Source organism: Rhodococcus sp. IEGM 1408, assembly GCF_033142235.1.
Lineage (GTDB): Bacteria > Actinomycetota > Actinomycetes > Mycobacteriales > Mycobacteriaceae > Dietzia.
The window spans coordinates 487,173-506,730 of record NZ_JAWLRW010000001.1 but is presented as its reverse complement, the minus strand read 5'-3'; the positions used below and the strand labels follow the sequence as shown (position 1 = coordinate 506,730).

Annotated in this window: 16 protein-coding genes; 8 read left to right on the top strand and 8 right to left on the bottom strand. The window is 70.7% G+C overall.

Going from position 1 to position 19,558, the window contains the following annotated elements; translation table 11 throughout:
* The first annotated feature begins 17 nt into the window (after positions 1 to 17).
* From R4P08_RS02425 to R4P08_RS02405, 5 genes are all read left to right on the top strand, one after another.
* Entirely contained in the window at positions 18 to 506 is a 489-nt protein-coding gene (locus R4P08_RS02425) for a protein jag (RefSeq protein ID WP_317812152.1), read from the top strand.
* A gap of 157 nt (positions 507 to 663) precedes the next feature.
* On the top strand, positions 664 to 1,500 hold the full coding sequence (rsmG, locus tag R4P08_RS02420; protein ID WP_317812151.1) for a 16S rRNA (guanine(527)-N(7))-methyltransferase RsmG: 837 nt from the start codon (positions 664 to 666) through the stop codon (positions 1,498 to 1,500).
* A gap of 108 nt (positions 1,501 to 1,608) precedes the next feature.
* Positions 1,609 to 2,532, top strand: coding sequence for a ParA family protein (locus R4P08_RS02415; protein WP_317812150.1), 924 nt, complete (start codon positions 1,609 to 1,611; stop codon positions 2,530 to 2,532).
* The gene (locus R4P08_RS02410; RefSeq protein WP_317812149.1) at positions 2,529 to 3,665 is read left to right on the top strand and encodes a ParB/RepB/Spo0J family partition protein; all 1,137 of its coding nucleotides are present in this window, start codon (positions 2,529 to 2,531) and stop codon (positions 3,663 to 3,665) included. The genes R4P08_RS02415 and R4P08_RS02410 overlap by 4 nt, the downstream gene beginning before the upstream one ends.
* A gap of 29 nt (positions 3,666 to 3,694) precedes the next feature.
* Positions 3,695 to 4,330 carry a hypothetical protein gene (locus R4P08_RS02405; RefSeq protein WP_317812148.1) on the top strand — a complete coding sequence of 212 codons (636 nt, stop codon included), beginning with the start codon at positions 3,695 to 3,697 and terminating at the stop codon, positions 4,328 to 4,330.
* Positions 4,331 to 4,374: 44 nt separating this feature from the next.
* Here R4P08_RS02405 and R4P08_RS02400 read toward each other — a convergent pair whose 3' ends face one another.
* The 8 genes from R4P08_RS02400 to R4P08_RS02365 form a co-directional block, all read right to left on the bottom strand.
* Complete coding sequence (locus R4P08_RS02400) at positions 4,375 to 5,565, bottom strand: N-acetylmuramoyl-L-alanine amidase (RefSeq protein ID WP_317812147.1); 1,191 nt, start codon at positions 5,563 to 5,565, stop codon at positions 4,375 to 4,377.
* A 105-nt stretch (positions 5,566 to 5,670) separates the two neighbouring features.
* Positions 5,671 to 6,012: a thioredoxin gene (gene trxA / locus R4P08_RS02395; protein ID WP_317812146.1), complete on the bottom strand. Its 342-nt coding sequence runs from the start codon at positions 6,010 to 6,012 to the stop codon at positions 5,671 to 5,673.
* A gap of 111 nt (positions 6,013 to 6,123) precedes the next feature.
* On the bottom strand, positions 6,124 to 7,056 hold the full coding sequence (trxB, locus tag R4P08_RS02390; RefSeq protein ID WP_317812145.1) for a thioredoxin-disulfide reductase: 933 nt from the start codon (positions 7,054 to 7,056) through the stop codon (positions 6,124 to 6,126).
* Positions 7,057 to 7,179: 123 nt separating this feature from the next.
* On the bottom strand, positions 7,180 to 7,821 hold the full coding sequence (gene sigM, locus R4P08_RS02385; protein WP_317812144.1) for an RNA polymerase sigma factor SigM: 642 nt from the start codon (positions 7,819 to 7,821) through the stop codon (positions 7,180 to 7,182).
* Between the two features lie 163 nt (positions 7,822 to 7,984).
* Positions 7,985 to 9,805, bottom strand: a complete 1,821-nt coding sequence (locus R4P08_RS02380) for a protein kinase family protein (RefSeq protein WP_317812143.1) — start codon at positions 9,803 to 9,805, stop codon at positions 7,985 to 7,987.
* Between the two features lie 90 nt (positions 9,806 to 9,895).
* The gene (gene murJ / locus R4P08_RS02375; RefSeq protein WP_317812142.1) at positions 9,896 to 11,761 is read right to left on the bottom strand and encodes a murein biosynthesis integral membrane protein MurJ; all 1,866 of its coding nucleotides are present in this window, start codon (positions 11,759 to 11,761) and stop codon (positions 9,896 to 9,898) included.
* A complete protein-coding gene (locus R4P08_RS02370; protein ID WP_317812141.1) occupies positions 11,758 to 14,313 on the bottom strand; it encodes a hypothetical protein in 2,556 nt (851 codons plus the stop codon). Before R4P08_RS02370 ends, murJ begins: the two co-directional genes overlap by 4 nt.
* On the bottom strand, positions 14,310 to 15,737 hold the full coding sequence (locus R4P08_RS02365; protein ID WP_317812140.1) for an NUDIX hydrolase: 1,428 nt from the start codon (positions 15,735 to 15,737) through the stop codon (positions 14,310 to 14,312). The genes R4P08_RS02370 and R4P08_RS02365 overlap by 4 nt, the downstream gene beginning before the upstream one ends.
* A gap of 157 nt (positions 15,738 to 15,894) precedes the next feature.
* Here R4P08_RS02365 and R4P08_RS02360 point away from each other — a divergent pair, with 157 nt between their 5' ends.
* The 3 genes from R4P08_RS02360 to R4P08_RS02350 all read left to right on the top strand — a co-directional run bounded on the left by R4P08_RS02360 (position 15,895) and on the right by R4P08_RS02350 (position 19,377).
* Positions 15,895 to 16,227: a putative quinol monooxygenase gene (locus R4P08_RS02360; RefSeq protein WP_317812139.1), complete on the top strand. Its 333-nt coding sequence runs from the start codon at positions 15,895 to 15,897 to the stop codon at positions 16,225 to 16,227.
* Positions 16,228 to 16,576: 349 nt separating this feature from the next.
* Entirely contained in the window at positions 16,577 to 18,100 is a 1,524-nt protein-coding gene (locus R4P08_RS02355; protein ID WP_317812250.1) for a CCA tRNA nucleotidyltransferase, read from the top strand.
* On the top strand, positions 18,097 to 19,377 hold the full coding sequence (locus tag R4P08_RS02350) for a glycosyltransferase 87 family protein (RefSeq protein ID WP_317812138.1): 1,281 nt from the start codon (positions 18,097 to 18,099) through the stop codon (positions 19,375 to 19,377). The genes R4P08_RS02355 and R4P08_RS02350 overlap by 4 nt, the downstream gene beginning before the upstream one ends.
* The last annotated feature ends 181 nt before the right edge of the window (positions 19,378 to 19,558 follow it).

The following is a 19,558-nucleotide window of genomic DNA, read 5'->3' as shown; positions in this document are numbered from 1 at the left end:
ATGACGGAGGCAGGTCCATGTCGAAGAAGAACATCGAGGTGTCCGAGGAGCGTCTGGTCGAGGAGGGCGAGGTGGCCGGGGATTACCTCGAGCAGCTTCTCGACATCCTGGACTTCGACGGGGACATTGATCTGGATGTGGAGGGTGACCGGGCGATCGTGAGCATCGACGGCGGGGACGATCTGGACGCCCTGGTGGGCCCGGACGGGTCGGTGCTGGACGCGGTGCAGGAGCTGACCCGCCTCGCGGTTCAGCAGGAGCTCGGGGAACGCAGTCGACTCATGTTGGACATCTCCGGATGGCGGGCTGCCAAGCGTCAGGCGCTGTCGGAGACAGGACGGGTGGCAGCGCAGCGTGTCCTGGAGTCCGGGGAGTCGGCGGAGCTCGAGCCGATGAACCCCTTCGAGCGCAAGATCATCCACGACGCCATAGCGGAGATCGAGGGGGTCGCCTCCGATTCGACCGGGGCCGAGCCCCACCGCCGGGTGATCATCCTCCCGGAGTAGCCGGTCGGCCATGGAGGGTAGGCGATAGACACCGACAGGGGTGCGGGCGCAGAGCCCGCACCCCTGTCGTATGGAGCCATTGAATTACACCCACGTTATTCCGCGGAGTGTTTCACGTGAAACGTTTGCAGATCGAGTTGAGAGGCGAGTTATTCCCATGTCCGAGGACACCAGGCCCGAAGCGTCACGTGACGCACGCAGAGACGATACCGAGGCCGAGGCGGAATCCGTCGTCGGTTCGGATCCCGCCGTTGAGCTTTCCTCCCCTTCCGGATCCGGGACGACGCCGGAGACTGCTCCGTGGGACGACCAATCCCTGCCTCCGACTCCGGTCGGCGCGGCAGAGGTGTTCGGCGATCGGCTGGAACTCGCGGTCCGATACGTGGAGATCCTTTCCACGGCGGGGCTCGAGCGCGGGTTGATGGGACCGCGGGAGCGTCCGCGCCTGTGGGACCGCCACGTTCTCAACAGCACCGCCGCCTCGGGGAGTCTGGGAGACGGCGAGTCGGTAGTGGACATCGGGAGTGGGGCTGGACTGCCCGGTATCCCGCTGGCGCTGGCACGTCCCGATCTGCGGGTGACTCTGGTCGAGCCCCTGCTGCGGCGGGTGACCTTCCTGGAGGAGGTGGTGGAGGAGCTCGAGCTGAATGTCCACATCCTCCGGGGCCGGGCCGAAGAGTCGGACGTCATCGAGCAGGCCGGGGATGCCGATGTGGTGATTTCGCGGGCCGTCGCGCCGCTGGCCAAGCTCGCGGGATGGTCCGCTCCCCTGCTTCGTCCCGGGGGTCGGATGATCGCCCTCAAGGGTCTCTCGGCAGGCGACGAAGTCGAACGGGACGCAAAGGCTCTCCGGAAGCTCGGCTTCGAGGATGTCAGGGTGGAGATAGTCTCCGCTCCGGACGCGGAAGAGACGAGGCTGGTGATCGCCACACTCGGGACTAGGATGGGTAGTCGTGGGTCACGGTCCAGCGCTGGTAAACGCCGTCGACGCTGAGTGAGCCCGCGGGGTTTCCTGCGGATCGCCGTTTCACGTGAAACATTGACGCCTGGGACAGCAGAGCAGGTCTACGAGTTGTTCCCATAGAAAGTTGAAAGGTGACGGATGTCCGACGACGAGACCCCGATCTTCGCCGCCGCACGGCAGGCGAACGAGGTACTGCACGGCGGAGCTCCCGCCCTGCAGAGGCCGGCGCACCCGCGGATCATCACGATCGCCAATCAGAAGGGTGGGGTGGGTAAGACCACGTCCACGGTGAATATCGCGGCGGCTCTGGCGCTGGGTGGCCTGGGAGTCCTGGTGCTCGATATGGACCCGCAGGGTAACGCGAGCACCGCGCTCGGGGTCGACCACCGTGAGGGCACCCCGTCCAGCTACGAGTTGCTGATGTGGGAGGACACTCTCGAAGACCTGATGCAGAAGAGCCCGCACGCGGAGCGTCTCTTCTGCATCCCCGCGACCATCGACCTGGCCGGCTCGGAGATCGAACTCGTCGGCCTGGCTCAGCGCGAGCGTCGCCTCGCGGAGGTGTTGAACCAGGATGACCTGAGGTCGCTGGGGATCGACTACGTCTTGATCGACTGCCCGCCCTCGTTAGGTCTGCTGACGGTCAACGCGATGGTCGCGGCCCGCGAGGTGTTGATCCCCATCCAGTGTGAGTACTACGCCCTCGAGGGGGTGGGTCAGTTGCTGCGCAACGTGGAACTCATCCAACAGCACCTCAATCGGTCCCTGGAGATCTCCACCATCATGTTGACCATGTACGACGGGCGGACCAAGCTCTCCGAACAGGTGGCCGGTGAGGTCCGCCAGCACTTCGGGGACACCGTGCTCCGGACGGTGATACCGCGCAGTGTGAAGATCTCCGAGGCGCCCGGCTACGGCATGACGATCCTTCAGTACGACGCCGGGTCGAGGGGCGCCCTGGCCTATCTTGACGCGGCCAAGGAATTGAACAGCCGCGCTGATCGGATCGAGACGGGTGAGGGTGCCGCAGCGGCAACTCGTAGCGTGGAGGAGACACGATGAGTCAACAGCGTAGAGGCGGTCTCGGACGGGGCCTGGCCGCGCTGATCCCCACCGGCCCGGATGAGGGACCGCGGCTCGGTGACGATGCTGCGGACGTGATTCTCGGTCCGCGGGGCGGTGCTCCCCGGACCACTCCCCCGCGGTCCAGGTCTGCGAGATCGCCAGGCTCGGCGGCCCGCGATTCCGTGTCCGGGGAGCTGGGCGCTGCGGGTGCCAGCGGCGCCGAGAGTGCGGACGGGAAACAAGCACCGGGTAGCGCTGGGCAGAGCGCGGATGTTTCACGTGAAACCGACGAGCTGGTCGACCCGGGAGCGATCTACCGGGAGATCCCGCCCTCGGACATTGATCCGAACCCCAAGCAGCCGCGCACCTCCTTTGACGAGGAAGCGCTCGCTGAGCTCGCGCACTCGGTCAAGGAGTTCGGGCTCCTGCAGCCGATCGTTGTCCGTGAGATGCCGGACGGTCGATACCAGCTGATCATGGGCGAGCGTCGTTGGCGTGCGAGCCAGCGGGCGGGACTCGACGCGGTTCCCGCGATCGTCCGCCAGACGGACGATCAAGACCTGCTCCGTGATGCGCTGCTGGAGAACATCCACCGTGTCCAGCTCAACCCGCTCGAAGAGGCCGCCGCCTACCAACAGCTCCTGGAAGAGTTCGACGTCACCCAGGCCGAGCTCGCGGCACGGATCGGCCGTTCCCGTCCGGCGATCACCAACAGTATCCGTCTACTCCAGCTCCCGACGGCGGTGCAGCGACGGGTGGCAGCGGGGGTCCTCTCCGCCGGGCACGCGCGTGCCCTGCTGGGGTTGGACGCCGGGGCCCCGGCGCAGGACGACCTCGCCGCACGCATCGTTGCCGAGGGGTTGTCGGTGAGGGCCACAGAAGAGATCGTGACCCTCGCCAACCGGGACGCCGGAGATTCGACGCCCAAGCCTCCCCCGGCCCCCAAGGGCCGCCAACGCAATCCTGAGCTGGAAGTCGTGGCCGGGCGGTTGTCCGATCGGTTCGAGACCTCGGTCTCCGTCACGATGGGGCGCCGGAAGGGTCGGATCACCATCGACGTGGGCGATTCCGAAGACCTGCAGCGGGTCCTGGATCTGCTCGAGGGCGGGTCGACCGGAACGTCACGATGATCTCGATCCAGCCATTGGACCTCTCCGCGGTGGACCAGCTCGGTCCGCGCGCCCGCAAATGCGTCTACTGGCAGACTGACGGACAGGCCGGGCACGACGCACCGGCTGATCCGGAGTTCGAGAAGGAAGCCTGGATCTCGCACGTGTCCCTGGAGTGGGGTGTCTGCGGGCAGGTTGCCAGGTACGGGGACCGATCGACCGCGGCCGCTTTCTATGCGCCGCCGGGGATGGTTCCGCGGGCCGCATGCTTTCCCACCTCCCCTGTCGGGGCGGACGCGACCCTCCTCGCGGGAATGAGCGTGGAACATGGAGCGCCGGCCGGATCGCTCACCTCTGTGCTCGATGCGGTGGTGGTGGACCTGCGGAGCCGGGGAATCAAGGCGATAGAGGCTTTTGGAGTGACGTCCGAGGACCCCGGGTCGGTAATGTCACGTGACAGCTGTGGTGCGGACTCGTGCGTCGCGTCGCGGAGCTTTCTGATCGAGCACGGTTTCACCGTGGTGGCAGAGCACGAGACGCATCCGCGCCTGCGCCTGGACATCGACAGCGAACATCTGTGGAAAGCTGATGTGGAACGCGCGCTCGATCAGCTGTTCGCGGAGCGGGGTTTCGCCACCAGGAGACTCGGGGTGCTGTCCGGCGCATCAGCGCGGGCGCGGGGCTGAGAGACCCCCAGCAGGCGACGGGGGCCGGGTCGGAACAGCGGAACTCAGTTCCGGTGGCGCTGCTCGTAGTCGATCAGGTCGTTGACGGACATCGAGCCGGTGGCGTGATCGTCCTCGTCCAGGAGGTAGAGGCGCTTGACGCCCACGAGGATGGAATCGATGATCGTGTCCTGCGCGGTGCGACTACCGAGGATCTGGAGGTCGGCAGGGTTGTGGGCATAACCCAGGACGATCTGAATGGACGGCATCCGCGTCATCCGCAGAAGAGGCCAACTCCGGCCGTGCGTGCGGCAGTCGCGTAGTTCGGTCCGGCTGACGATCTCCCGCTGGATGAAGCCGGACAGGGCCTCCCCGAGCATGGACTCGGCCCCGAGCGAGTTGCCGAAGTAGAACGTGGCGACGCCGTTGCCCACCGGGTTGGGGTGGCGATCCAGGCGGAGCGAGATCATCAGATCGGCGTTGAACGCGTTGGCGATCTCGGCCCGCTCGGGGTCCGTGGGGATCATGGCCTCGGGACGGGACAGGAACACCTCGACCCCGGCCTGGTTCATCCGCTCGGACAGGCGACGGGTGATGTCCCACAGCAGCTCGGCGTCCGTGATGGTCCCGAGCGGGGTGTCCATCCGAATCGGGTTCTCCGAACCGCTCGGCCCGGGATCCAGGACGATGCGCTTGCCGGCGAGCATCGGGCCGGAGGTCCGGGCCCGCTCCCGCTCGACCAGCGACGCCACGTCCCCACCCTTGAAGAGGGTCGAGAACCGACCGAGGGTGTCCAGGGTCTCCGAGCCCACCACGCCGTCGCCCGGCAACCCGCAGTCGCGCTGGAAGTCCGTCACGGCCGAGTGGGTGAGAACACCGAAGGTCCCGTCGACGAGACCGGAGTAGAAGCCGAGCTCCCCCAGCCGCCGCTGGAGCTGCGCGACGTCGTCACCCGCCAGCGGCTTGGAGACGATGTAGCTGAGATCGCGGGTGCCCAGGACGTGGCTGGCGTCCTGCAGGGCGGCCTCGGTCGCGGGCCCCACGATCCCGTCCGAGATGAGCGCACGGGCCTGCTGGAAGGCCAGCACCGCCGTCTCCAGATCCGCGTCGAACACCGCGTCGGTGCGGGCCAGGATCGACCCGGTCTCGGGTTCGGTGACACCGACGGAATCGATGTTGTGGAGTAACCCCATGCCTGCGAGGGTGGCCCGGATGGACGCCACCTCGGGCCCACGGTCACCACGTCGCCACGCCATGGGTCTCCTCACGATTGTCCGCTGATACCCGGATGAACTTACCGCTTCCCGCCCGGTGATGCCCGGAGCGCACCCGTGCGGGGCGGGGTTGTCGATTGCCGGGGACTAGAGGATGTCGCCGAGCTCGGTGCGCAGCGCCGCCTTGGACTTGGCGCCGGTGATGCGCTTGACGGGCTTGCCCTCCGAGAACAGCAGCAGAGCCGGGATGGCGGTGATCTGGTACTCGGCCGCCAACTCCTGGTTGGCCTCCACATCGACCTTCGCCACGGTGAGCTTGTCGGACTCCGCCCCGGCGAGCTCGTCGAGGACGGGGGCCATCATGGTGCACGGGCGGCACCAGGTGGCCCAGAAGTCCACCAGGACGGGCTTGGACCCGCTGGCCGCGAGGACGGCGTCGGCGAAGTCGGCCTCGGTCACGTCGATGATGTTCGGGGTGTTGGCAGCCATGCTGATCGATCCTCTCGGGAGCGGTACGTGGAGTGGGTGTGGTTCGGTGTGGCGATCGCCGATGTCGGGCCTGGTCGGTGCAGAGTCTGCCCGGAGCCGGATCTGACGGGGTCAGGCCTGCTCGGCCAGCCAGCGCTCGGCGTCGATCGACGCGGCGCAGCCCGACCCGGCGGCGGTGATGGCCTGACGGTAGCGGTGGTCCACGAGGTCGCCGCAGGCGAAGACGCCGGGCAGCGAGGTCGCGGTGGTCTGGCCGGTGAGGACGTAGCCGTCGTCGTCGATCTCCACCTGGTCCCGCACGAGCCCGGACCTGGGATCGTGGCCGATGGCCACGAACATCGCCGACGCCTCGAGCTCGCGGGTCTCGCCGGTCACCGTGTCGCGGAGGCGGAGCTTCTCCACGGAGCCGGTCGGGCCGGCGAGGACCTCGTCGACAGTGGTGTTGAGGCAGAACGAGATCTTCTCGTTCTCCCGGGCGCGCTCGAGCATGATCTTGGAGGCCCGGAACTCCTCGCGGCGGTGGACGATGGTCACCGAGGAGCCGAACTTGGTGAGGAAGGTGGCCTCCTCCATCGCGGAGTCACCGCCGCCCACCACCACGATCGGCTTGTCACGGAAGAAGAAGCCGTCGCACGTGGCGCAGGAGCTCACTCCGCGGCCGAGGAGCTCCTGCTCTCCGGGAACACCGAGGTAGCGCGCGGCCGCTCCCATCGCGAGGATCACGGCGCGGGCGCGGTGCTCCTCGTCCCCCACGCGGACGATTTTGACGTCGCCGGCCAGGTCGATCGAGGTGACGTCCTCCATGCGGAGGTCCGCACCGAAGCGCTCGGCCTGCTCCCGCATCTGCATCATGAGGTCCGGGCCCATCATGCCCTCGGCGAAGCCGGGGAAGTTCTCGACCTCCGTCGTGGTCATGAGCGCGCCGCCGAACTGGGAACCCTCGAACACAACCGGCTTGAGCTCAGCGCGAGCGGAGTAGATGGCGGCGGTGTACCCGGCCGGGCCGGATCCGACGATGATGACGTCGTGGAGGGTGTCGCTCATGGGTTTCTAGAGCTCCTTAGCGGGAGGGAGTGCGGGTGGGATGAACTGGGGCACAGCACAGCTCTGTTCCAGCTCTACTGCGCCTACTTAGGCCACAACACTCGGGGGGACGGCGTTGTTCCCTCAGGCCGACAGGGTCACACCCTCGAGCAGGACCCCTAGTCTGGCCCGACCACGCGAGCACCGGCTCTTGACGGTGCCCGGGGGGACGTTGAGTAGGTGGCTCGCCTCGGCGACAGTGCACCGCAGCATGTCGACGACGACGACCGCGTCCCGCTGTTGCGTGGGCAGTTCCGCCAGGGCCTCGGCGACGATGATCGCGTAGGCGGGGTCCTGATAGAAGTGGTCGCGGAGCGAGATCTGTTCGTGCAGCGTCGGGGTGAGCTCCGAGTGCGTGCGCAGCCGCTGGGCGCGCATCTTGTCGAGGCAGGCGTTGACCACGATGCGGTAGAGCCAGCCCTGGACGGGACACGCGTGCCGGAAGGTGTCGGCCTTCCGGTAGGCCGAGATGAGCGCCTCCTGGAGGGCCTCGGCGGCGTCATCGCGGTTGAAGGACGTCCGGATGGCGAGCCGCCACAGGTAGTCGTAGTGGCGGCGGACCAGGGCCGAGAACGCGTCCGGGTCACCCGCCACGTGCGCGTCGAGCAGTTGAACGTCTGTCGCCGAGGACTCGGCGGTGAGGGGGACGCGTGCGGTGAGCGGGACGCGCGCGGTGACCGTGGCGTGGGCGTCGACGCCACTGGTGTTCACAGCACGGGTGTTCACGGGCGTCACGTTAGCCCGGCCCGGAGCACTGTGGGGTTGTCACAGTGGGGCAGTCACCACAATGGTTAAGCGGCTGAGGTGTCCAGGGGCTGAGGCGTCCAGGGGCTGAGGCGTTCAGAGGCTGGGGACTCTGCGGGTCGCCGGGGAGCCGGTGGCCTCGCGCTCAGCGGGTGAGTTCGACCTCGGAGATCGACGCGTCGTAGGCCTGGGGCCCGGAGGTGCCGAGCCGGGTGATCCACACCAGGACGTATTCCGACTCCACCGCGTCGTCGATGGTCACGGTCCCGGACCCGTCGCGCACGGTCCCCTTGCCGAGCAGCGTCGTGTCGTCGAGTGAGGTGGGCGTGGCGCTGTCAGCGGCGCGGATCTCGAACTCCACGCCGTCGTCGTCCGAGCGGACCACGACCTTCTGGACCTCGTTCGCCTCATCCAGCGAGAGAAGCAGTCCCACTCCGGGTTTGAATGCGGCTCCGCTGTCGCCGAGCTGGTTGAGATAGGTGTCGGTGGACCAGACCGTCGCGGTGTCGCCGTCGATCACGTTGGGTGCGCTCCCGGAGTTCTCGGCGGTGCCGGGGGACGAGGACGGCTGCCAGGAGGACGCATCCGCGACCTCGACGGGCGTGGTCGGAGAGGCGGCGGCGGGTACCGGCTCACCCTCCCCGGTCTCCTCCGGGTCGGGATCGACCGCCTCGGCGGAACGGCTGGCCTGGGCGGCGCGTTCGATCGCGTCGAGCTGTTGGGACAGCGGAGTCTCGTCCCCGCCCCCGGTGAGCGCTCCCAGCATCCACGCGGCCAGCAGGGCGATCACCACCACCGCACCGGCACTGGTCCCGGCCATGATGTGCCACCGACGCTTCTGGGTCTGGGCGTCGGGCGGGTTGTGCGAGTGGAGTTGCGGGTCGGGGTCCCCGGGAGGCGTGGAGGTATTGCCCGGGGAGTCGCCGGCTGCGGCGGGGGCAGTGGACGCGGCTGCGGTGGACAGGGGTCCGGAGTACCCCGGTGTGGCCGCGGCGCCGCCGGGTGTGGCGAACCCCTGCGCTGTGTGCTCCTGGGCTGCGCGTTCCTGCGCTGTGTGTTCGTGCGCTGAGTGATTCTGCGCTGTGTAACCCTGCGCGGCCGGCTGGACCGCGGAGTACCCGGCGACGGGGGGAGCACCCGGCGCGGCGGCGTGGGCCGGCCCGCCCACGCGGTCGGCGATCATGGACCTCACGGTGGCCGCCGAGCTCACCGACGACCCGTCGAGCGACCGCATGGCCAGAACGGCGGACTCGGGCGGAACCCCGGAACCGAGGACGGTGGGGTCGACCAACTCGTCGTCGTCGTCGACCGGGGCGGCACCGGGCCGGCCGTCGCGCGGCTCGTGGGCGTCCGATCCATCGGGCAGGGGCCCGGGCCAGCTGCCGGTGAGCAGCGCGTAGAGCACCGCCCCGAGCCCTCGGACGTCCCCGCGGGTGTCGGCGGAGGAACGCACGCCGGGGAACGCCAGGAGGGCGCGGCCGTCCTCGGTGAGGCGGATGCGGTCCGGGGAGTCCAGGCCCAGGGCCAGTCCCTTCTCCTCGGCGCGGGTGGCGGCGTCGGCCAGGCCCCGGACCGCGCCCACGGCGGAGCCGGGTTCGGGTTCTGCGACGGCCGCGGTGAGGCTGCGTCCCGGGACCCACTCGCTCACCACTATCCCGCCGGCACGGCCGCGGATCACGTCGAGCACGCGGGCGAGCCCGTCCGAGTACACGCCCGTCAGGGCCACTGTCCGGTCGAGGACCCCGGTGGCGGACCCGGGGGGTGCCTCGCCGGGGAGCGGGTCGACGAAGGTCAGTGCGACGTCGCGGCCGAGGCGCTTGTCGCGGGCCCGCCAGAAGGCCTGTCCGGCGACGCCACCATGGGGTTCGAGGAGCTCGTACCGACCGCCCGAGACCAGGCCTCCGGCAGTGAGGCGCGGTGGGGACGGGGTGGCGCCCTGCACCGGAGCTACGCGGCCATCACCCACCCGTCGACCTCCTCCAGATCACGCGGACGCCCACCCGGCCGGACCGCTCGTAACCCCCCTGAGTGTACGGACCCCCGCCCGGGGATCCGACTAACGCCTCAGTCGTCCCACCAGACCCCGCACGACGGGGGTCACCGCCTCCAGTTCCGGCAGGCGCGACCGGGACAGGATCGCCCCGGTGACCACGAGGGCGATGATCGCGGCCAGTCCGACCCGCACGACGAATCCGATGCTCCCGAGGGCGTCGGTCAGCAGGTGCAGGGGTAGGACGGTGTCGACGGCGAGGGCCACCAGTGCGCCGACGGCCGAGGCCCCGAGCGTCCACACGGCCGACTTCGCGGTCTCACGGCCGCGCAGCGAGCCGAGCTTCTTGCGGAGCAGCACGTAACCGGCCACCGCGCCCACGACCCACCCGATGCCGTTGGCCAGCGCCAGGCCGATCACCACGTGCGATCGCTCGTCGGCCACCATCGGGACGATGAGCGAGAGGACCACCCGGACAACGGTGATCGCGAGGATCACGAGGGTCGGGGTCCAGTAGTCCTCGCGGGCGTAGAACACCCGCTGCTGGAGCAGGACGATCGCGTAAGGGATCAGCGTGAACGCGCCGAAGGACAGGGTGAGTCCGAGGATGTCGGCGTTCTGGGCGTCGAAGTTGCCGTAGCGGAACAGGCCGGTGGCGATCGACGGGCCGAACGCGGTCATGAAGGCGATGATCGGCAGCAGGCCGAACAGGGACAGCCGGGTCCCGAGCGAGATGTCCCGGACGACCGCGTCGGTGCGACCGGCCACGCCGTTGTCGGCCAACCGCGGGTTGATGGCGGTGAGGAGCGTGACGCCGATGATCCCGTACGGCACCTGGAGGAGGAGCCAGTACGTGCCGTAGATGGCGATCGCGGCCTCGTCCGCGGCCGACCCGATGCGGTTGGTCATGACCAGACCGACCTGCGAGATGGCCACGTAGGTCACGCCGGCGAGGGCGTTGCCGCCGAACTGCTTGATCCGGGGGTCCAGGCCCCACTGGGGGCGCAGGCTCACCCCGGCACGGCGCAGCGCGGGGAGCAGCACCGCCGCCTGGACGATCACCCCCAGGGTGGTGCCCAGGCCCAGCAGCAGGATCGGCCCGCTGAGCAGGTTGACCGGCGCCGCCGGATCGATCCCGCTGCCGACCAGCGCGAACAGGGCGAGGGTCGCGATGGAGACCAGGTTGTTCCACACCGGCGCCCATGCCCCCGGGCGGAAGATCCCGTTGTAGTTGAGCACCGCGAGCATCACGGAGAACACGCCGTAGAAGAAGATCTGCGGCAGCAGCAGGAACGCGAACGCCGTGGCCAGGTCGGTGTTGACCTCACCGTCGCCCAGGTTGAGTTGGGTCAGCAGGGGCGCGCACGCCACCGCCACCACCGTCGCGACCAGGGCCAGGACAGCGGTGACCGTGAGCAGGCGCCGGATGAAGGACGCGCCGCCGTCCCGGTCCTCCTGCGCGGCCCGGGCGAGCAGGGGCATGAACATCGCGGTGAGCACCGAACCCAGGACGAGCTCGGTGATCATGTTGGGCAGCGTGTTGGCGGTGTTGAACGCCGAGGCCACGGCGGGGCCGAGCACGGTGAGGATGAGGATCATCCGCATGAACCCGGTGATCCGGCTGGCCAGGTTGGCCACGGCCATGGATCCCGTGGACCGCATCACCGAGGCGTCGGAGGTGTCCCGGGCGGTGACGCCCGTCCCCCCGCCCCGGCTCGTCAGGTCCGTGGAGGACGACTCCGCGGGTGGCACGGGAGAAGGTCCGATGGGGAGCGGGTCGACGGGGAGTGAGTCCGGCGCGAACGAATCGGCCACCGGGGGCGGCGCCACGGGGCGGGGCAGCACGGAACTCCCCGACTCCCGGCGTCGGTCCCGCAACCCGGGATCGGGTCTGCGCTGCCCGGGTTCGGCCGGACCCTGCTCGTCGTTCACGGTCGGTGCCCTTCATCTTCCGGGTCGAGGATCCCCCGACGGTAGCGCAGGTAACGACGGCCCCCCAGGACGAGGGCGAGGGCGGCAGCGGCGAGCGCGAAGGCCTGGGCGACCGGGTACCCGCCGGTCTGCACCGAGAGTCGGACCGGCTCGGACAGCGCTCGTCCGTCGGGTCCGAAGAGGGCGAAGGTCACGGTGTGGCGGACACCGCCCTCGGCGTCGGACTGGGTGGGCACCTGGAGGGTCCGCGAACCCGCAGCGGGGATCTGGACGATGCCCACCGGGTCCACATGGAGGTCCGGCGGCGCGGTGACCTCCACGTTCACGCGGACGGGGAACGGCAGGGTGTTGCGGGTGACCAACAGGAGCGGACTGTTGGGGCTGGCCATGGTGAAGATGCTCCCCGGCGGCAGCAGGTCGACGCGGGCCAGTGAGGCGGCCACCGTCTCCTGGAGTCGCTGGAGGCGACCCGTGGAGCGCGCCCGGGCGGCGGCCCCCGTCCCGGAGTCGGGGGTGAGGCCGTCGCCGCCCGCTCGGCGGCCGGTCTCCGAGATCACCCGGAGCGCGTCACCCACCATCGGGTCGATGTGCTCGTCCGCGCCGGCGGAGACGGGGTCGGAGGTGTCGACGAGTGACCGGAGGGTGTTGATCCCCTCGACCGCCGCCGCCAACCGGCGATCGAGCGGGCCCGCGGGATCGTCCCCGGACAGGTCGACGGCCCCGGGATCCACAGCTCCGGTGGGGTCCTCGGCCAGGCTTGCCCCGGGGATCGTCACGGGCCCGTTCAACCGCTCGGGCAGGGACACCGCGCGCATCCGTCCGGCCGACAGTTGGGTGCCGAGAGACTCGAGCAACGATCCCGCAGCCTGCCTGTCAATGGTCCAGACCTGCGGTGGGACGGCCAGGACGCCCTGGTCGGGGGCGGTCGCGACGCCGGCGGCGGCACCGGCTGCCGCTTCGGCGGCGGCATCGATGACCGGTGCGAGCAGCGCGGACCGCGCGTCCTGCAGCCGGGCCGCCGGGGAATCCGCGGTCAACCAGTACCGCGTGTCCGGGTCGGAGTAGCGGGGGTTCTCCGGGTTCTCCCCGGTCGCCGCGAGCGCGGCGCCGACGGTGGGCGAGAAGGTCAGCGCCCGCCCGCCGTCCGTCCCCGCCAGGCCGACGAGACCGGTCGGTGGAACCAGCCCGGTGTCCGTGCGCGTCGACGACGCGGCGACGATCGCCGTGGCCCCCGAACCCGTCAGGGCCCGGGCGGTCCCGGGGGCCAGCGTGCCCGAGGCGGGGAGGAGGAGGTCCGACACCGGGGCCACGTCGAGGATCCGCTCGACCGAGTCGGAGCGGTCGAGGGCGGCGGAGGTCAGGGTGCTGTCGCCGACCGCGCCGACGACGTCGAGGTCCGCCTGTGCGGCCGGGAGGGTCACCACACAGCCGCCGTCGGCCAGGGCCCGGAGCTCCTCCAACCACCGGGAGGCGTTGGCGGCCACCGCCTCGGAATCGACAGGGTCGGTCTCGTCCTCGTCGCGAGCATCGATCACCACGGGCCGGCCGTCGGCGAGCTCGGAGACCGTCCCCAGCAGGTCCGGATCCACCGCCAGGCACATTGCGCGGCGCAGGTCCGGGCCGCCGGGGCCGTCGAACGCGCCGGCCGCGGCCCGGACCAGGCCGGTGAGTCGGCCCTCCTCGGAGAGCTCGCGCAGCAGCGAGTCGTCGATCAGGGCCACCACCGGGTCCGGGCCGTTCTCGCCGGGTACGAGGGCGATCCGCGTGGGGGACGCCGCCAGCGGCCACAGCATGGTCAGCGGCACGGGAGACGGGCTCGGCCCGTCCGCCGGCCCGGGGAGGCCCGCCTCGTCGTCGTCGACAGGGGGGGCGTCGATACCGGGGAGGTCGGCACCGGGAAGGTCGGCACCGGGAAGCGGTGTGGGTGCGGGCGCCTCCGGGACGGGGAGCAGGGTGCGGGCGTCGTCGAGGCGCGCGGGCGACCCGCCCTGCGGCGTGCCGTTGACGTTGACCAGGAGCGGGTAGACGCCGGGCTCGGTGAGTTGCAGGTCCACGCCGAGGCTCCCGGGCACCTCGCGCGCGGGCATCGAGACGCGGTAGGGCACCGACTCCCCGGGGGCGAGGGTCTCGGCCACGCGCAGGAACTCGCCCCGGACTCCGAACGAGGGCTCCGACCACACCAGCGGCTCCCGCACCGACTCCGCGTCGTCGGCCCGTGGCCCCCGTTGGAGGCGGACATCCACCGACTCGAGAGGCACGTCACCGACGTTGCGGATGGAGCCCGACACCGTGACCGTGGGGACGCCGGCCTCCGTGCTGACGGGCTCCGGCCCTCCGGCCGCGGTGCCGTCGAGGACCCGGGGGGTGATGTCGTCGATCGTGATCCGCGCCAGCGCGGGCGCCGGGTTCGGGATGTAACCCGCGGCTGTGGCCTGCTCCGGGGTGGCGGCGTGGCCCGGCCCGACCCCCCACAGGGGGGCGGAGGCCAGTGCCGCGCACACCGTCACCGGGACGACCGCCCGGACGAGCCGCCCACCCGGCCGCCGGTTCACGACCCTGACTCCTCCGGAGCGTTCCCGCGTGGACGGGTGTCGCGGGGCGGGGTGTTGCGCTGTGGGTCAGCGCGCTGCGGGGTGCTGCGTTGTGTGGAGCTGCGGGGTTGGTTGTTGCGGGGAGGGTTGGGGCGCGCTCCCCCACCCGATCGCCGGATCGGCTCGGGGCCGCCCGCGCGCCGGGACGGGTCGACGACCTGAGAGGGCAGCGCCTCGGGGGCCTGACCGGCGAGTTCCCCGCGCGCGAGGTCCGGGAGGAGGGATCGAGCCGACTCCACGAGCCGCCTCTCGTCCGGGTAGGCCAGGCGTTTGGGCAGGTCGGCGAAGGCCACCCATGCGACCTCGGTGATCTCCGGGTCCTCGTCGCACAGCTCACCGTGGTCGTATCGGATCAGGTGGTGGTGGACCGTCTTGTGGATCCGACGCCCTTCGGCGACGAACCAGTAGTCGATGATCCCGAGCGGGGCCAGGACCGTGCCGTCGACACCCGTCTCCTCGAGCACCTCACGCCGGGCGGTCTCCGCGATGGTCTCCCCCGGCTCGATGTGGCCCTTGGGCATGGACCACAGCATGCGACCCCGACGGTCGAGACGGCCGATCAGCGCCACCTCCAGGCGGGAGAGATCGGGATCCGCACCCGCTGCGGCCGCCTGCGCCAGCCCGCGGATCACCAGACCACCGGCCGAGGTCTCGAGCACCGTGCGCATGCGCTGACCGCCCCGCGGGTTCCGGCCTCCCGCCCGACCGCCGCGGGGGTTCTTGCCGCCGGAGACCTTCGCGCCGGCCTTGGGGCCCTGCTTGGGCCCGGATTTCCCACCGCTCTTGGCGCCGGCCTTGCCGGGTGCCGAGGTGCGGGTGGTGTTGGCGGACGCGGACTGGCCCGCGGAGGACCCGGACCTGGATCGGTTCGAATTGCGGGCCTGCCGTGGGGCCTGCCGCGCCGAGGTGGCGCCGGCGGTCCCGTCCCCGGTCCTGACCGTGTGCGTGGACGGGGTCGACTCCCCCGCGTCCGCACCGGCGTTCTGCCGCTGGGTGTCGGGCGACCCGTCCTGCCCGGGTCCACCCCGCCGGCCCCGGCCTCCGCGGCGTCGACGGCGGCCCTGACGGGCCGGCCCCTCTCCGGGCGTGCCTGCCTGACCGGATTGACCGGCCTGGTTCTGGCCGCCCGGCTTGTTCGGGCTCTTCTCGCCCTGCGGGGCCCGTTGTCCGTCGGTGCGCTGTCCGGCAGCCCGCTGCCCGTCAATGCGCGGCCGGTCCGAGCGCTGTCCACCGGTGCGCTGCCTGGCGGCGCGCTGCCCGGATCCACGGTCAGCACCCTGACCTGCGGCGGTCCGGTTTTCGGCCCCGGGTCCGGCGGGCCGATGTGCACGTCGGCGCCGCGACGCGTTGGCGCGGGGTTCGACGGGGCGTTCGGCTTCAGACACCCATCGATGCTACCGGCCGGGGCTGCGTGTTCCGGAATCGTCGGCGTGCCGCCCGCGGGCCGGTGGGAACTCAGGCACCGAGCGCCGGCCCGACGACCGGCTACTGGTCCCGCAACTCGCGCTCGAGCAGCCTGTCACCGGGGCTAGAGTCCGGAGCATGAGCTCCGATTCCGCAGGTCACGCCCTGGTCCTCCGCCACCGGGCCAAGCCGGGGCGGAGGGAGGAGTTGGTCGCGGTGTGGCGCAGGCACATGCCGGAGGCGGTCCAGGCGAACGACGGTCACCAGGCGTACGTGTACTGCGCGTCCCACGCCGACCCCGACGTCCTGCTGGTGTTCCAGCAGTACCGGGACGCGGCCGCGGCCCAGGATTTCCTCGGCAATCCCGCGTACCTGGCGTATCTGGAGGAGTCGGGGGATCTGCTGACCGGTCCCCCGGAGGTGGAGGCCGTGGAACCGCTGTGGTCCAAGGCGGTCGGGCCGGACGACTGAGGGGGTGAGCCGGACTGGGGCGGCACACCGCTCCCGTCAGGCGGTCGGCTCACCTACGGGCAATCCGATGGGCCGATCGCGTCGCCGAGTACAGGCCGGCAGCGTATGTGGCGCGGGCTACGCTGCGCCTTCGACCTGCGATGCCTGAATGGTCCATACGGGCCGCGCCACACCCATGCTTCTGTACGAACCGCCAGCGCGAGCCGGAGAGGCAGCGTAACCGGCGCGGGTGGCGCTGCCCGAGCGCACGCTGCGGGGACAACCGGGTCGACTCGGTAAAGTCTCCGCTGTGACAGCCCCCAGCCAGCACCCTGACCCACGCGACTCGTCGGACCGACACGACGCCGCGGTGTTCTCGGGGCTGCAGGACGGACCGGGGACCCCGCCCGGCCGGGACGAACTCGAGGCGCGCCGGCTCCGGCTCCTGGCGGGGGCCCAGACCACGCTCAACCAGCTCGCCGACGTCCTGTCCCCGCTGGCGACCGCGTTCGGCGAGGCCGGGCACGAGCTCTACCTGGTGGGCGGCAGCGTGCGCGACGCCGCGCTCGGCCGACTCGGTACGGATCTGGACTTCACCACCGACGCCCGCCCGGACGTGGTCCGGGGGATCCTCGAGACGTACGCGGACACGGTGTGGGAGACGGGGATCGAGTTCGGCACGCTCTCGGCGGTCAAGCACGACTCCTCGGGGATCGAGCAGCAGATCGAGATCACCACCTACCGGGCGGACTCCTACGACGGGGTGACCCGCAACCCCGAAGTCGTGTTCGGCGACACCCTCGAGGGCGACCTGGTCCGCCGCGACTTCACGGTCAACGCCATGGCGGTGCGCCTGCACCCGGATGGCCGGCACGAGTTCCGCGACCCGCTCGGCGGGATGGACGCGCTGCTTGCCGGAGTCCTGGACACGCCGGCGGTGCCTGAGCAATCGTTCGCCGACGACCCGCTGCGCATGCTGCGGGCCTGCCGGTTCGTCTCCCAGCTGGGGTTCAGCCTGGCGCCGCGGGTGTTCCGGGCCATGACGGAGATGACCTCCGAGATCGACCGGATCACGGTCGAGCGCGTCCGCGCGGAACTGGATAAGACCATCCTGGGCGACTACCCGATCGACGGCATCAACATGCTGTGCGAGTCCGGGCTCGCCGACCGCGTCCTGCCCGAGGTCCCCGGGATGAAGCTCGAGCGCGACGAGCACATGCAGCACAAGGATGTGTACTGGCACTCGCTCACGGTCCTCAAGCAGGCCATCGACCTCGAGCCGGGGGGACCGGACCTGGTGCTGCGGTGGGCTGCCCTGCTGCACGACGTGGGAAAGCCCGCCACGCGCGCGGCCAAACCGGGCGGCGGGGTCACGTTCCATCACCACGAGGTGGTGGGCGCCAAGATGGTCCGCAAGCGGATGCGCGCGCTCAAGTACTCCAAACAGATGATCGAGGACGTCTCCGGGCTGGTCTTCCTCCACCTGCGCTTCCACGGCTACGGCGAGGGGCAGTGGTCCGATTCGGCGGTGCGCCGCTACGCCTCGGACGCCGGCGACCTCCTCCCGCGGCTCCACCGGCTGGTCCGGGCGGACTGCACGACCCGCAACAAGCGCCGCGCGGCCAAGCTCCAGGCCACCTACGACTCGTTGGAGAACCGGATCGGCGAGATCGAGGAGAAGGAGGATCTCGCGCGGGTCCGTCCGGATCTCGACGGGAACGAGATCATGAAGCTCCTGGATCTGGCGCCCGGGCCTGACGTCGGGCGCGCGTGGGCGTTCCTCAAGGAACTGCGGCTGGACCGCGGACCGCTGGACCGCGACGAGGCCGAGGCCGAACTCCTCCGCTGGTGGGCAGGCCAGAAACCGACCCGGCAGAACGGTGACCAGGCGTGATCAGCCGCGCGATGGACCGCTACCTGGCCTCGACCGCCGGCCGGGTCGTCGTCGCCGTCCTGGCGTTGCTCGGCACGGTCCTCCACACGGTCGGCGTACCCGGATTGCAGCAGATCCCCCCGTACCGCATCGACCTGGACGTCTACCGGGTCGGCGGGCAGGTGTTCCGCGACGGCGGCGAGATCTACGGCGAACTGCCCCGGCTCGCGCAGGGCGCCCACCTGCCCTTCACCTATCCCCCGCTGTCCGCCCAGCTCTTCTCGGTGTTCACGCTGGTCCCGCTGGCGGTGGCGTCGACGCTCATCACGCTGGCCACCATCGCCACGCTGGGTTACGTGGTGCAGCTGGTCCTCACCCGGACGTGTGACCGCCCGCAGCGGGAGTTGTGGTGGCTGACCGTCGCGGTGCTGGCCGTGGCCCTGTGGTTCGGGCCGGTGCGGGAAACGCTCGGGTTCGGGCAGGTCAACGTGTTCCTCATGGCCCTGGTGCTGATCGATCTGATCCGCGGGCGCGGCCGCTGGTGGGGCGGGACGCTCACCGGCCTGGCCATGGCCATCAAGCTCACGCCGGCGGTGTTCCTGCTGTACTTCGTGTTGCGTCGAGACTGGCGGGGCCTGGGTACCGCGGTCGTGGCCGCGCTGGCCTTCACCGGGATCGGGCACCTGCTGACCCCGGACGACTCCGTCCGCTTCTGGACGTTCGCCCTCCGCGACCCCGCCCGGATCGGCGGTCTGGCGTTCTCCTCCAACCAGTCGGTCAACGGTGTCGTGCACCGGTTCGGACTGGAGGGCTCGGCCGCCTCGGTGGCGTGGTTCGTGGTCTCCGCCCTGGTGGGGCTGGGTATCGCGTGGGTGGCCTGGCGCCTGCTCCGCGCAGGCCACGAGGTCGCGGCCGTGGTCGCCGTGGGGCACGTGGCGCTGTTCTGTTCGCCCGTGTCGTGGGGACACCACTGGGTGTGGGCGGTTCCGGCGGTCGTCCTGGCGCTGGTGTGGGCGGCGCGTGCCGGCGAGAGGGGCGACGACGACGAGCGCGGCTGGCTGGTCCTGGCCGGCAGCGGCATCGTGGTCTTCCTGGGCACTCCGCAGTGGTGGGTCCCCCACAGCGAGGACCGCGAACTCGGCTGGGGGCCGATCGAGCATCTGGTGGGGAACGCGTACCTCATCTGGGCGCTGGTCTTCCTCGTCGTCATCGGCGTTCGCGCGGCCCGGCTCGGAAGTCCTGACCTGGGCGGGGACCCGGAGAGGACCGCGCTCTTCCAGCGTGCGACCGCTCGCTGAGGGGCACCGGCATGCGCTGACGCGCGTCGACGGGCACTGACCGGCACTGGCGGGCACTGGCGGGCACTGATGGGCCCGGGCCGGAACGGGCCGGGGCTGTCAAGGGCGGAGACGCGATCTGTGGATAACGGATCGGTTCTCCACAGATCGTCGATCGGGTCTGTCGCGGGCGTCGCTCACG

Coding starts and splice junctions, on each gene's coding strand:
- R4P08_RS02425 (WP_317812152.1), top strand. CDS start 18: ATGTCGAAGAAGAACATCGAGGTGTCCGAGGAGCGTCTGGTCGAGGAG.
- rsmG (WP_317812151.1), top strand. CDS start 664: ATGTCCGAGGACACCAGGCCCGAAGCGTCACGTGACGCACGCAGAGAC.
- R4P08_RS02415 (WP_317812150.1), top strand. CDS start 1,609: ATGTCCGACGACGAGACCCCGATCTTCGCCGCCGCACGGCAGGCGAAC.
- R4P08_RS02410 (WP_317812149.1), top strand. CDS start 2,529: ATGAGTCAACAGCGTAGAGGCGGTCTCGGACGGGGCCTGGCCGCGCTG.
- R4P08_RS02400 (WP_317812147.1), bottom strand. CDS start 5,565: ATGGCGTGGCGACGTGGTGACCGTGGGCCCGAGGTGGCGTCCATCCGG.
- trxA (WP_317812146.1), bottom strand. CDS start 6,012: ATGGCTGCCAACACCCCGAACATCATCGACGTGACCGAGGCCGACTTC.
- trxB (WP_317812145.1), bottom strand. CDS start 7,056: ATGAGCGACACCCTCCACGACGTCATCATCGTCGGATCCGGCCCGGCC.
- R4P08_RS02360 (WP_317812139.1), top strand. CDS start 15,895: ATGAGCTCCGATTCCGCAGGTCACGCCCTGGTCCTCCGCCACCGGGCC.